Annotated in this window: 13 protein-coding genes; 7 read left to right on the forward strand and 6 right to left on the reverse strand. The window is 68.4% G+C overall.

Annotation, left to right across the window (positions count from 1 at the left end):
• Window positions 1-9: 9 nt before the first annotated feature.
• Window positions 10-192, forward strand: coding sequence for a hypothetical protein (locus ACWD3O_RS09360; RefSeq protein ID WP_351867234.1), 183 nt, complete (start codon window positions 10-12; stop codon window positions 190-192).
• A gap of 123 nt (window positions 193-315) precedes the next feature.
• Here the strand turns inward: ACWD3O_RS09360 and ACWD3O_RS09365 are convergent, their stop codons facing one another.
• Window positions 316-1,020, reverse strand: coding sequence for a RapZ C-terminal domain-containing protein (locus ACWD3O_RS09365; RefSeq protein WP_351867237.1), 705 nt, complete (start codon window positions 1,018-1,020; stop codon window positions 316-318).
• A gap of 483 nt (window positions 1,021-1,503) precedes the next feature.
• Between ACWD3O_RS09365 and ACWD3O_RS09370 the strand changes: the two genes are divergently transcribed.
• A complete protein-coding gene (locus ACWD3O_RS09370) occupies window positions 1,504-1,860 on the forward strand; it encodes a hypothetical protein (RefSeq protein WP_451415412.1) in 357 nt (118 codons plus the stop codon).
• 125 nt (window positions 1,861-1,985) lie between these two features.
• A complete protein-coding gene (locus tag ACWD3O_RS09375; protein ID WP_351867241.1) occupies window positions 1,986-2,186 on the forward strand; it encodes a helix-turn-helix domain-containing protein in 201 nt (66 codons plus the stop codon).
• 294 nt (window positions 2,187-2,480) lie between these two features.
• Here ACWD3O_RS09375 and ACWD3O_RS09380 read toward each other — a convergent pair whose 3' ends face one another.
• The 3 genes from ACWD3O_RS09380 to ACWD3O_RS09390 all read right to left on the reverse strand — a co-directional run bounded on the left by ACWD3O_RS09380 (window position 2,481) and on the right by ACWD3O_RS09390 (window position 4,479).
• A complete protein-coding gene (locus ACWD3O_RS09380; protein ID WP_332758400.1) occupies window positions 2,481-2,762 on the reverse strand; it encodes an HU family DNA-binding protein in 282 nt (93 codons plus the stop codon).
• A gap of 256 nt (window positions 2,763-3,018) precedes the next feature.
• Window positions 3,019-3,510, reverse strand: coding sequence for a hypothetical protein (locus ACWD3O_RS09385; protein WP_332758401.1), 492 nt, complete (start codon window positions 3,508-3,510; stop codon window positions 3,019-3,021).
• A gap of 138 nt (window positions 3,511-3,648) precedes the next feature.
• On the reverse strand, window positions 3,649-4,479 hold the full coding sequence (locus ACWD3O_RS09390) for an SDR family oxidoreductase (RefSeq protein ID WP_451415413.1): 831 nt from the start codon (window positions 4,477-4,479) through the stop codon (window positions 3,649-3,651).
• 284 nt (window positions 4,480-4,763) lie between these two features.
• On the opposite strand from ACWD3O_RS09390, the gene lexA reads away from it, so the two are divergent.
• Complete coding sequence (gene lexA / locus ACWD3O_RS09395) at window positions 4,764-5,495, forward strand: transcriptional repressor LexA (RefSeq protein WP_451415414.1); 732 nt, start codon at window positions 4,764-4,766, stop codon at window positions 5,493-5,495.
• An 818-nt stretch (window positions 5,496-6,313) separates the two neighbouring features.
• Here lexA and ACWD3O_RS09400 read toward each other — a convergent pair.
• Entirely contained in the window at window positions 6,314-6,670 is a 357-nt protein-coding gene (locus ACWD3O_RS09400) for a WhiB family transcriptional regulator (RefSeq protein WP_451415415.1), read from the reverse strand.
• Window positions 6,671-6,907: 237 nt separating this feature from the next.
• Between ACWD3O_RS09400 and ACWD3O_RS09405 the strand changes: the two genes are divergently transcribed.
• The 3 genes from ACWD3O_RS09405 to ACWD3O_RS09415 all read left to right on the forward strand — a co-directional run bounded on the left by ACWD3O_RS09405 (window position 6,908) and on the right by ACWD3O_RS09415 (window position 10,194).
• Window positions 6,908-7,468, forward strand: a complete 561-nt coding sequence (locus ACWD3O_RS09405; RefSeq protein WP_451415416.1) for a hypothetical protein — start codon at window positions 6,908-6,910, stop codon at window positions 7,466-7,468.
• A 396-nt stretch (window positions 7,469-7,864) separates the two neighbouring features.
• A complete protein-coding gene (locus tag ACWD3O_RS09410; RefSeq protein ID WP_451415417.1) occupies window positions 7,865-9,646 on the forward strand; it encodes a hypothetical protein in 1,782 nt (593 codons plus the stop codon).
• A 227-nt stretch (window positions 9,647-9,873) separates the two neighbouring features.
• Window positions 9,874-10,194 (forward strand): DUF6087 family protein, encoded by a 321-nt coding sequence (locus tag ACWD3O_RS09415; RefSeq protein ID WP_451415418.1) that lies wholly within the window; start codon window positions 9,874-9,876, stop codon window positions 10,192-10,194.
• Window positions 10,195-11,303: 1,109 nt separating this feature from the next.
• Here ACWD3O_RS09415 and ACWD3O_RS09420 read toward each other — a convergent pair.
• Window positions 11,304-12,500 carry a hypothetical protein gene (locus ACWD3O_RS09420; protein WP_451415419.1) on the reverse strand — a complete coding sequence of 399 codons (1,197 nt, stop codon included), beginning with the start codon at window positions 12,498-12,500 and terminating at the stop codon, window positions 11,304-11,306.
• Between the last annotated feature and the right edge of the window lie 190 nt (window positions 12,501-12,690).

The raw sequence follows: 12,690 nt of genomic DNA on the forward strand, positions 1-12,690 counted from the left end.
ATGAACCGCATGAACACCATTCCGGGGCACCCTCACGGAAGGCACTTCCAGCACTGCTTCGTCTACGAGGGGAGCTTCTGCTCCTGCGGAGGTCAGTACACCGGAGACGACGCTGGCCCGCGCCTGGACCTGCCTCCCACTCCCTTCAACCTGCTCGTCCCCCGCCGCCCGCCGCAGGACGAACTGCGGTGACCAACGCTGTCGTCTCCGCACGGGCCAGGGCTCGATCGCACCGGCACCCCGTGGGCCGTCCACGGTGAGATCCGACACCCACGTCGTCGGCGCCCGACACAGCCAGTGTTCCGCACTGGAGCCCTACTCACATCCGCTTCTGTCGCTCGTTGACCGCCGCAAGGCCCCCGCGTGAGGTCGAGCCGGCAGCAGCTCGGTCTCGTAGCCGACGGCGACGGCCTGCGCGGCGGTCCGGGCTCGAAGTACTCCCCGGAGCCTGGCGACGAGGAGGCCGACAGTCTGGGAGCGCACCCGGAGCGCGGTAGCGATCTCGGTGTACGAGTACCCCCGTGCCAGCAGGTGAAGGACCGCGGCCTCATGCTCCGTCAGCTTAGGAACCCATCGGTTCAGGACGGGCCGATCGATGTGGCGGTGTTCGACCTCACACCCGATGCCCACGGCCTGCAGCTGGGTGGAGATCTCCTCGGCCAGCGCAACGGATCGGTGCCGGCCGCCGACACACAGGACATGAACATCGACGCGGTGCAGCTGTCCGCGGGGCGGAGCTGGGAGCCGGAGGAGAGCCAGTGCGCGTTGCACGCTGCGGTCGACGAGCTGTTCTGCTCCGTGCGTGGACATGACGTAGTGGCGTACCTCAGGGTCCAGGCCGGTGGAGTGGAGCATGCGCTCACGGACGGCAGGGTCGTCAGGCGGGTTGCGGAGCGGGCGGGCGTCTACGCGAAGGGCGTTGCCACTCGGAGCGTCGTGATGACCTTCTCCGTACGAGGTGATCACCGACTGAATGAACCCGGAGGGACGGGCGTGGCCGCGTAAGGCGTGCTGAGTCATGAGCTCAGTGTTCCGACGCTTCACGGGCCGGGGATGGAGTTGTCCTTGTTGCCTGTTGCCACTCTCGTCTACGGCTCTGCCCGGTCGGCCACGGAAGGGGCTGGCGCCCGAAAAGGGCTGTCGCTTATTGGCCGGTTAGGCGTAGTCTGCGAGCAGAGGCCGAGACCATCTGCGCAACCCCCCGCGCTGGTGCTCGGCCTCTCATGCTGTCGATATCGTGAGGCTGCGCCGGATTCGGGTGGACGTGCCAAGTTGCTCGTATCTTCCTCGGCGCCGTGAAGCCCGATGTTCCCGTTATACGAAGCCATCCAGGTCGGACCCGCCCCCGGCGCCGTGCCTCAGCCGCACCTTGGATTCGCGGTCGTTGGGAGTCTGGCCACCTCAAGCGTGACGATCGACTGCATGTCCACAACCCCCGATCAACAGACACCTACCCCAGCCCCGCAAGAGCGCCGGCCCGTCGTCCGGCCGACACGGTTCTCCGTGAACCTGCTTCCCGAGGACGTCCCCGACCGCGAGGCTTTCACCATCACCGTCGAGTACAACGGATCCGGACGCTATCGAGTCATTCGCAACGAACTGTGCTCCCTCGGATCCGACGGGAAGTGGTCCTGGGGGTACCAGTGGCCTGGAGGCGACCGAGAGCCGGTTACCGACGCCGAATGGGACGACTACCACGCAGGACGTGGCGCCTGGGTTGCCAGCCACCAGTTCGATCTTGAGACTGCGCTGCACCTGGCCGAGCAGGCTGCTCCAGACGTTCGGGTCATGCGCACCACCGCCGCCCAGGCGCTCGCCGACTACCTCGCGGAAATGGAGCGCACCGGCCGCTCAGACTGAGGTGAACACGCGCCCGTGTCCCCTTCTCCACGCAGAATTCGCAGACCGTCGCTTCCCCTGGGCTCCAGGGCGATGCTCGTCGGGCAACGACGACGTAACACCGTGAACGAAGAGAGCCTCCGATCATGCCGAAGAAGATTCAGATCACTGGCGACGCGCGACGTAAGCTCGCCGCCGACTTCAAGAAGAAGTACGACGCTGGCGCCTCGGTCCGGGCTATCTCGGACGAGCAGGGGAAGTCGTACGGATTCGTCCATACTCTGCTCGGCGAAGCCGAGACGACCATGCGCGGCCGAGGTGGAGCTCTCCGGAAGAAGAACGCCTAGTGGGACTACAGACGCTAGATGGCACCAGCCCGGAATCTAGTTGGCACCGGGCTTAGCCGAAGAGCAAAGCACCAGGTCACAGTCTTGCGGCTTTGCACCCCGGTGCCAACAAGAATCTGAAATCGCCCTGGGCGACGCAGTCGCTAGTTGGCACATGCGCAGGTCAGCGCGTTACCGCAGTGCCAACTACCGCCTGCCGTCGCACCTAGCGGGCCGAAAAGGAAGCCCGCCTGAATCCAGTCCGCAGGAAGCGGGGCCCCCACCATCTGGTGGGGGCCCCGCTTCGATGACCCGCTACTTGCCCTTGGCGGCTTCCTTCAGCTTGGAACCGGCCGAGACCTTCACGCTGTAGCCGGCCGGGATGTTGATCGGGTCGCCGGTCTGCGGGTTACGGGCGGTGCGAGCGGCACGGTGAGTGCGCTCGAAGGCGAGGAATCCGGGGATGGTGACCTTCTCGTCGCCCTTGGAGACGATGTCGCCGACGACATCGGCGAAGGCGGCCAGAACGGCGTCAGCGTCCTTACGGGTCACCTCGGCCCGGTCTGCGAGCGCTGCCACCAGCTCACTGCGGTTCATGCGGTTACTCCAAAGTCTCTGAGCGTCCCCAGTCGGCAGGTGCTTCGGCCGGGGTGTCGCCATCCTCGCATCCGGCACTGACAACGGAACGTAGTCGACGTGCCGAGCCGAACCGGCCGCCCAGCTGAGAACCGCGAGACGAAGACCAAGACGCCGGCAGGCAGGGTAACCGTGGTCGCCACAAGGGCGGTTTCTCTGTGAAGGTGGATCTGCCCTCACGTCATGGCTAGCGGATAGCTGTCCGTCGACGAGGCCATCAGGTGCGCTCAGGGGGGTTCCGCCGGAACTCCGCTGCATGCAGGCAGTGCGCCCAGTGTGCGAGCCCTTCCTCGATACGCGCGAGCGCCGAGTAAGGGGTGTGCTGGAGTACCTGGGTGGCTTGGTTCAGCTCACCAGCGGCGATGGCCTCGGCAGCCTTCTGCCAAGAGGTCTGGAACTGTTGCTGCGTTGCTCTGTCGAAGTGGTCCTCGGGTAGCCCGGCCGTCAGGTCCTGCGGCAGTTTCAGCAGCGCTCGGGACAAGAGCGCGTCCAGGGCGCGCTCGCTCTCACTGAGGGACTCGGCCGTGCCGGTCATCTCCGGAACCTCCTCGACGGGTATGGAGATGCCGTCGGCGATGGCCTGGTCCATGTCGTCGAACACGTCGGCAATGTCGGGGAGGTCTTTGGCGAGGTAGCGGATGCGGCCCAGAGCGCGGGCCATGGCCGGCAGCAGGATCTCTGCACGCTCGTGCTCGGGAGGGGAAGGCACACGGGCTCCGTCGGGTCGGATCGGCGTTTCGGGGAAGTAGGGAGCACCATATGCAGACCGAGCGGCTGGTGGTTCTGGGGGCGGAGTCGCATCGGCCGCCGAGCGCTGTTTCGCGCCACGGAGACGCACGGTCGGCGCTCAGACGCTGGTGGCAAGGAAGTCGTGGGCGCCGCGGAGGGTGGTGCGGAGCTTGCGTTGGGTGCTGCGGCTGTCGAGGCGGACATCGAGTGCCCCGGGAAGCGTTGTGTCCGCCCGCAGGCCCTGGGTCAGTCGGGAGGGGTCTAGCCGGTCGCGGCGGGCGATGAGCACGCCGAGCTCATGGCGGCTAACGGCATGGACGCCCGCAAGGTGGTGTACGCCGTGCGCGTCGGTGGCGGCGAGTTCCAGCAGGGCGGTAGCGAGATCGGTGACGTGCACGGGGCAGCGGATGTCGTCGGTGAACAGCGCTCCATCTCGGCGGCCGGCTGCGAGGTCGTGGACGATGCGCACATGTGCGGATTCGGTGCCGCCGATGATGAGTGAGGTGCGGGCGATGACGGCAGCCGGGTACAGGAGGCGTACTCCTGTCTCCGCCGCAGCCTTTGCGGCACCGTACGGGGTCAGCGGGTCAGGATCACAGGCTTCGTCATAATGAACGCGGCCCAGGCCGGAGAACACCGCGTCGCTGGAAACGTGGACCAGGCGGCTGTCGTGCTGGGCCGCAGCCATGGCTAAGCGGATGGGGCCCTCAGCTGTGACTGTCCAGTCAGCGTCACTGCTGGTGGCGTTGATCACGACGCTGGGCCTCGCCTCCGCCATCACAGCTTCGAGGCGGTCAGGGTTCCGAAGATCCAGCTCGTACCACGTTGCAGCCGGGGCGCTGCCGGGCCTGGACGCGAAGGTCGCGGCAGTCGTGTGCCCTGCTGTTGTCGATTGGCGGACAAGCTCAGCCCCGAGGAATCCACTGCCGCCGACGATCAGAACAGTCATGGCGCGACCGTAGAGGATCCATCGCCGCCCCGACCCGGAATCGTGTAGAGCCGTCAGGCTCCGTCTCTCCTCCCGGGGTGTGCAGGCTTTCTGCCGCGGTGAGGAGCCCGCTGCAGATCGATGCCGGACTGCCTCACCCGTGGCACGTCTCGGAGGGGTGTTCGCCAAGAGGCGCCTACGCGGTTCGGGGCGGGGCCGTAGCCAGAGCTCGCATCGAAATAATGTTCCCTTTCTGGATACATGCGGTTACGTTCGGTTCCACGCAAGATCGTGAGGGGGTTTCCATGCACGCCGATACTGCTCTTCCCGGCCGACCGCCGGGCATCCGAGAGGACGCTGACGGCCTGACGTCGCGCCAGCGCGCCGTCCTGACCTGCATCCTGAACTCCGTCCGAGAGCGCGGATACCCGCCCTCGATGCGTGAGATCGGGCAAGCGGTGAAGCTCTCCAGCACCAGCTCGGTCGCTCACCAGCTCCAGGCACTCGAGCGCAAGAGCTTCCTGCGCCGTGACCCTCAGCGCCCCCGGGCGTATGCCCTCGCCCCCCACGCCCAGGACCTGGTCGACGCCCACCAGCTGCCTACCCCCTTTGAGCAGGACGTGGCCGTGCGGGCCGCCCAGGCAGCGCGAGCGGCCGCCGTGGCGCATGTCCCTCTCGTAGGACGCATCGCCGCCGGACCGCCGATCCTGGCCGAGCAGGATGTCCAAGACGTGCTCCCAATGCCTCGCGCGGTAGTTGGTCACGGTGACCTGTTTGCGCTCCTGGTCGCTGGCCAGAGCATGATCGATGCCGGCATCCGTGATGGCGATGTGGTGACCGTGCGCCGTCAGAGCAACGCCGAGCCCGGCGATATCGTGGCCGCTCTCCTGAGCGACGGTGAGGCGACCGTGAAGAAGCTCCGTATCGCGGACGACGGCGCCTGGTTGATGCCGTGCAACCTGGCCTACCAACCGATCAAGCTGGGAGAAGACGGGGTGATCCTGGGCAAGGTCGTTGCCGTCATGCGATCCCTGTGACCCCCTACTGTCCGACTGGGGCACGAGCTGCCGGACCTACCGCTCCTCTTCCTCAACGGCCCGGCGCGCAGTCAGTCGCCCAAGGCGATCAGACGGGCGGCGCAACACGCCTACCCCTCCGGCAGTTCGCCATCCTGCAGAGGCAGCAAGGCCCCCCGGCCCTGCATTGCCCCCGTGCGGCTGGCGCCGCCTGACGCGGCTCCCAGAGGCTGCTACGCTCGGCGCGCCCCAGAGTCTCGTGGGGCGGGCCGTGCGCAGGCCCGCGTTGTCGGCCCGGCTGACGCGCTACGGAAAGGTGCTCTGCACCAGCGCATTCAGACCTTCTGAATGCCCACGGAGCTGCCATGCCTGCTGATCACGCCCGTAAGAGCCTTGTACGCCGCCGCGGAGAGGACACCGGCGAGTCGTACACCGATGCCGCCAAGGCCGTGCGACGCGAGCGCAGTGCGTACTACCGCGCCGTCTGGGACCCGTGGATCGCTCCCCGCTGCGAAGTGACTGACCCGATCCCAGGGCATGACCCGTGGCTGTCCGGTCCGTGTCCGGAGGGCTGCCCGACGCGGGAGAACCCGGTCTACCGCGCCTACCTGGAGACCCTCCCTCCAAGGGAGCGTCTGCCGCGCCCGGCGCCCGGGCGGGACCCGTACATGTGCCCTGGCGCTGCCTCATGCACCGACGACGGCTGCAGCTGCAACTACGTTCATCTGGCGGTTTGCCAGGACTGCGACGCCGTCTACAGCCCCGGGCTTGAATCCCCGTGTCCGAATTGCGGCCGGCGGCCGGAGTAGCAAGCATCGCCAGCGGGTCTCCTCCGCTGGTCAAGCAACGGACGAGCCGGCGCTCTTCGTCGAGGACTCCTGCCGAACGCTCCAAGCGCTCTCGGCGACGGAGCGTCGGTCGTGCTCCGTACGGGCTGCGGTGAGCAGGCCCCGCCACGACGTGACGGTCGGACGCCTGCGCAAGAGAGCGCGGCGCTCACGTTCGGTCATTCCACCCCAAACACCATGCTCTTCCCTGTGATCGAGGGCGTATGCGAGGCATTCGGTCCGCACCGGGCAGCCAGTGCAAATAGCTTTTGCTCTGCTCTGAGCCGAGCCTTGAACGAAAAGCTCTTCCGGGTCTCCCGTCCGGCATGATCCTCGTGCACGCCAGGCTTCCTGGACCCCCTTGCTCACCGACCCCGCCCTCTCACCTCGTCATCCGCTCCCCCGCCAAACTCAGCAGGCAAGTGCCGCGACGCTACGCCAACCGTTTCTGCGACGAAATAGCGGCCGCGTACAGTGACCCGATCGAGTGAACAGCTGTCCGAATACCTACGACTTGAGGCTGGAACTCCGCAGCTCAGGAGTCCCTGGGCCCGGGCCGCGCCAAATGACGTAAGGATCTTTCGAAGGACCGAGGGGAAGAGCACGATGCCGAAGGCACAAGATCGCAGGACCGCCAGCAGTCTTGCGTGCGGGGCTGCGGTATGCGCCTTCCTGACGCTCGTCACCGGCACACTCTTCCTGGCTGTCACAGCCAGTGGCCTGCTGGTCGGAGCGCTTCTGGCGCATCGCGGGACCCTTGAGCCTCGCCCGTACTGGTACTGGCCTGCGTGGCTGACCGGCGCGACAGTGGCTGCTCTCCTCGCCACAGCCGCCGACGAGGCGGCCCGCCTTCTGCTCCTGCCTCTGGCCGCTGCCGAGGCCATCATCGGCCTCGTTCTCCTCGCTCTGTGGAGCCACCGTCGGCACGGCCGCGGCGACTGGATCGTCTGGCTGCCCGAGACTGGCGTGACCCTGCGCCGCGAGTGGAGCCGCCGGGCGGCGATCCACTGGGCGCAGACCGAGTGGCCCGGCCCGCCCTGTGCGATCAGCCCTGCCGAGTCGTTCCCCGAGGCGGCAGCCGCCACTCCTCTCTACCCGTACCGCGACCGGCCAGGGATCACGGGTGTGCGGTCACCCGAGCTCGGCTGGACACGACCCATCGGTTGAGAGGAGCTTGGGACGCGCGGGCACCCTGGTGGGTTCCGACCGCCGTTCGTAACCCGGGAGACGAGCGCGTCCCAAGCCGCGGTCCGGCCCTTCCCTGACCTGTCCTGAACGAGCGATGCCGCACGGCTGTACGACTGGTTCGTTACGGCCTCTCACCACGGAGCCCACGGCGCCGGCGGCCGAGGAGTACCGACGCGTCTTGTGCGGACGGCGCCGGGCGGCTTCAACTGCTCCTGACCCCCTCATCTGGAGCCCAGGCGCGGACGTCCACTCGGTACGTTCCGGCCCGCCGGTTGCCCTGCCGGCCTACTGGTGGGTCCGCTGTCGGTGGAACTCCCTCGCGTCTGTATCCAGCGATCTATCGTTTGCTGCAGAGAGTTCAGTGGGGGCGACGTGGTGCGGGACACGAGACTGGTGCAGACCGCGGTCATCGGTGATGAACACTCCGATGTCCCGATCATCCTGCCGACCGAGGCGATCGAGCTCGACGTCTTCCGGCACGCCCACCAGCAAGACACGTTCTGGTGCGGGCTGCTCCTGGGCGGCTGCGGGGGCCAGCTCGCCACCAAGCTCTACGTGGATCGCCAGTGTCACTTCCAGCACAATCCGCTGCCGAACGGCGCCCCGAACACCTGCCGTCGACCGTCCGTCGGCGAGTCCAGCGCGGATCACCTGTACGTGAAGTCGGCGATGTCGCGCTCGCTGCTCGAGTTCGGCCGAGCCGCCCGGTTCGCCTTTCCGCCGCCGATCGGCTCCCTCGTCGACGTCGACCTGGAGGACGGCCTTCCCCTGCGCATCCACATGGACGCCGCCGTGGAGCCGGACTGGGAGCGTCAGGGCGCCGTGATCCTCGGCCCCGGCGTGGTGCCGGCTCCGGACGTGCTCGCAGGCTGCCCCTACGTCTACCGCGTCAGGTGCGACAGCGACGGCGCGAGTCGCCGCGTGTGGGTCGGAACCCAGAGCCTAGCCCGCCCCACCGAGTGGGTCCCGTTCAGCGAGTGCACGTGGACGGACGAGGGCCTGCTCACCCCTGCCGCCTCCCGCATCCTGCGCGACCGTGCCCCCGCCGGAAGCCGGTCAGCCGTACCGGGGCCGTCTGCCGGCCGAGGAGCTCTGCCGGAGAGTGTGGTCACGTTCGTCCGCGGCCTGGAGGCGGCGCAGCGGACGGGGACGGTGGACCACGTGCGCCGGCTCTGCAACGGCAGCAGCGCCTTCCTGGACGGCCTGTCCTCCACGGCGCGGGCCGAGGCTGAGAGGGCCTTGGCGGAGGCCAAGGCGTGGCTGGCCACCCACGAGGAGTACCAGCGCCGCATCTTCAAGGAACTGGAGGGCTCGGTCCGCGAACGGCGGGCGTGGGATGTCCGCGCGGGGATTCAGCAGGCCGCGTCCCTGACCCGGCGGGGTGCCAGCGCCGAGGAGCACCGCATCCTGGCCGCGGCCCGCGCCTATCTGCGCGAGCACGACTACGCCGATCAGTCCCCAGCCAAGGCGGCCTTGCGCAGGCCGTTGCACCACCGGGCGGCCCCCGCCGCGAAGAGACCGGCGCCGGCCAAGAGCAAGAGGCCGAACCGGGCGAAGGAGTCGGCAGCACGAGCGCGTGCCCTGCTGGAGCGGCTCGACCGTGAGAGCGACCTCCTGGCCGACGATGAGCTGGCGCAGCTGGTGGAGGAGTTGACGAGGGCCGCGAACATCGCAGGCCCCAACCTCAGGGACCCCGAACGCAAGCGGGTCGCCAGCTGGGGTCGCAAGGCGCGACAGCGACACCCGGCGCGCACCCCGGCCACTGAGCCCCGTGCCCGCACGAAGCCCACGGCGGCCGGGAAGCCGGAGAGCCCCGCGCGGGTGAAGCTCGACGCGCTGGCCGCCGCGGTCAAGACCATCCTGCAGAAGGCGGCAGCAACCGGCACGACGCTCACCTGGGCGCAGATTCGCGCCCAGCTCCCGCCGGGTCTGCCCGCCCTCGAGCGGAGCCAGCAAACCAGCGTGCTCATCGAGGTGGACCGGAGCCGCGCGGGGACCGCGCCGTTGCTGTCCGCTCTGGTCACCGGGGCCGATCACGACATGCATCCGGCCTACCCCCGGATCGCGGCCGCGGCCGGCCGGCCGCGGCCGCGGGGAGACCTTGAAGCGGTGGCGCAGTGGGCCGTGGAGGTCTCCCGGTTCCAACGGGTGAAGTAGGAGCATCAGCGGCGCCCGCCGCGCCGTCCCCGTGCGGCGGGCGGTTCGCCGGCCTGCGGGAGCCGGCCGGGCGCGGTGCCGGTTCAGGCCGCGATGCTCGGTTCGGTGCGGGCGCGGTGGAGGGAGTCGTAGATGGCTGGCTCCCGGCGCCGCTGTCCCGAGAGACGCCGGGCGGGCTTGACGTGCGAGGGTGGCCGGGCCGAGCGCGCTTGCGCCACGATGCTCCGATGAACGAGGAACCGCTGGAAGAGTGGGCACGGCGGCGCGAGGAGCGCCGGGCCGCCTCGAAAGGCCGACTGCGGGCGGTGCCACTCACCGAGGACCGGCATCGAGCGGCGCACGTCGAGCCGGACGCTCCTCGGGTCATTCAGGAGTGGAACGGCACCGAGTGGGAGACGATCGGCGTCGTCGAGAACCTGGACGCCGCGAAGGCGCTGCTGTATCCGCCGCAGCCGGTGAAGGAGAAGCCGACCGAGTGGGATCGCCCCGCGCTCGGCCCGGGGAAAGGGCGGCATCGCCGTACGGCCCCGAAAGAGGAAGGCCGCTGAGAGCCTGAGACGGAGCGGCGCCGGCCGGAAAATCAACGCCCATGGGCGTGCGGGGTCTCCCTGCGGTGCGGTGCGGTGCGGTGGGGCTGTACTCACCCTCCTCGCCCAGCGACCTCCGCAGCGGGATCGGCGCCGAGTCAACGCAGGGTGGCGAGGCGCGGTTGCGCCGCGGCCGCGATACGGAGGCCGTCTTCTTCGGAGCTCATGGACGCGGGCGGGATTCGCCGGAGCTGTGTCGGCCCCGAACGGTTCGGGCTCAATAAGGCCGACGCCCCGGCCTCTCCGAAGGAGCCCCTCGACTATGACCGCCTCTCACACCACCGCGATCGCCGTTTCCCGCCCGGGATGCTTCAAGGCCGTCGGCCTGATCGCTCCGATCTCAGCCTTCTCGCCTGCCCCGGTAGCGGTAGTTCCGGCCGGTGCTCGGTGTCCCCGCTGTGAACGTGATGCGCTGTACGGCCTGGAGTGCGCGCACTGCGGCCGTGTCATCATCACCGGCCTGATCGGAGGTCCGCGCCTGTGCCCAGCAGAGGAGCGCGCGCAGACTACCGGACGTCCGTACTGCCCGAAGTGCTACACAACCGACGCCCAGCTGTACGTCACGGGAGCCGGAGACATGTGCGGTCCGTGTGCGGTCCGAATCCTGGGGCGCCGAGTATCGGACCTCACGCCGGTTGCGGAGACGCCCACGGCGTGACCCGTGGGGTAGGGAGCTGCACACTCTGAACAGCGGATGGCCGTCGGTGGCCCGCCCGGGACGACGTGCGAAGGGCCTCCGGGCGGGCTCCGCTGTCAACGATGCCAGTTGGCATCGAGTGACTGAGCGAGGCGCGACCGAAGTCGGGCTTGAGCTGGGGTGCCGTTGAACGGCAAACTCGGTCCCGGAGAGCAGCCGGCCTCCCACTGGTTCCTGCGGCAGCGGGGATGCAGCCCGCCCCCGGCGCGGGCTCTGCCCGTGCACCTCCAGTCTGTGAGCGCGCCTTGCGATTCTGGTAGGAACCGCCATGCACCGGAAGTCGTGAGCTGCTCCTGTCACGCTGCGTCCAGCTCTGGCCCTCTCCCCGCAGGGAGAGGGCCAGAGCTGGACCGGTGTCGGTGGGCGCGAGCTGTCAGTGCTCGTAATCCGGCTTCAAGCCGAGGACGTTGGAGATGAGCGGCACACCGATCGTCAGAGTGAGCATCGACCGGAAGGACTGGGGGATCAGGGTGCTGCCGATCTGGTGGAAGTGGTCGGCCAGAGTGCCCTCTTCGAAGCCGTCGGTGAGGAGGTCCCATGGTGATTGGCGGTGCGGTCGTTCCCTGAACTGGGTAGCCGTGGTGACGGCGTAGCAGATGACAGCCGGCCACAGCTGTTCGACCAGGTAGTCCTGCGCTGCTGGAGGGCTGTCCTTCTCGTCCTCTTCCAGGATGCCGGCCATTTCGGCGTGGAAGCGGTCGCGCAGGTCGGGGTGGGCGGCCTCGACCGCCATGACAAGGGTGTTCAGGCTTGTGCCTGGTCCCAGTCCCTGCAGGGCCGGCGGCAAGTCGCCGGGCGGAAGCCACACCCAGACCTGGCCCGGGTCGAACCAGTGCGGTAGCGGTAGCCGCAGAACGCCGTCGTCGCCTTCGAGTCGTTCGCGGAAGTCCGGGCCGGCGGCGCAGGCCAAGAGGGCGGTCACTGCTGACCAGCCTGCTGGCGCGGCGGCATCCTCGTCGGTCAGCGCGTCGATGAGGTAGGCCAGGCGCAGCGGGTGACCGCCGAGGGTGTCGCCGTCGAATACGCAGAAGGGGCAGTGGAGAAGCCGGTCGTGCTCGGTGGCCGGCAGCAGGTGGGCGGCCGGGTACCTGTCGCCACACAGGGAGCATTGCGCGTTATTGACCAGTTCGTCGACCTTGGATGCACGGGCGCGTCCGAGCTCTTCTCCTACCGTGTGCACGATGTCCGTGAGTGGTGTGGTGCCAGGCAGGGTGAGCACCATCGCTTCCCCGGAGTTGATGGGGATCTTGGGCGTGATGAGGGTCAGCTCAGGGACGGTGGTGAGGTCGTAATGATCCGGGTCGTCGGGATCTGCCTCGGTGTCCGTTCCACCCGGCCGGGAGAGCATGGACCAGACCGGCCCAAGCCAGCTGGTCCAGATGCCGCCTTCGGGAAACCCGTCGGTCTCTACAGGCCAGCCCTCGACTTGGAACGCGTTGATCAGGCGGTCATGGAGGTCGGCCGTCAGGATTTCCTTGGGGGCGGGGGTGTGAAGTCGGGCGGCACGGGCGTGGCTGCCGCCATCGGCCTCGGCTCGGATGGCCAACTTCTTCTTGCGGTTGCGCGTCACGCGTGCTCGTCATCCCGTGCGGTCCCACGTCCCGCACTTCGGCATTTCAAGCACAGGTGATCGGTGAGTGAGATTCGACAGAACCTTGTCCGCCGGCGCTGCTGGTCACGTGGGGACGCGCAGCATCGGAGTCGGGCGATCACTACCGCCGCGTTGACGGTAGCGCGGCGGCCCCTACGCGGGCAATCGG

The organism is Streptomyces sp. NPDC002640, assembly GCF_053592575.1.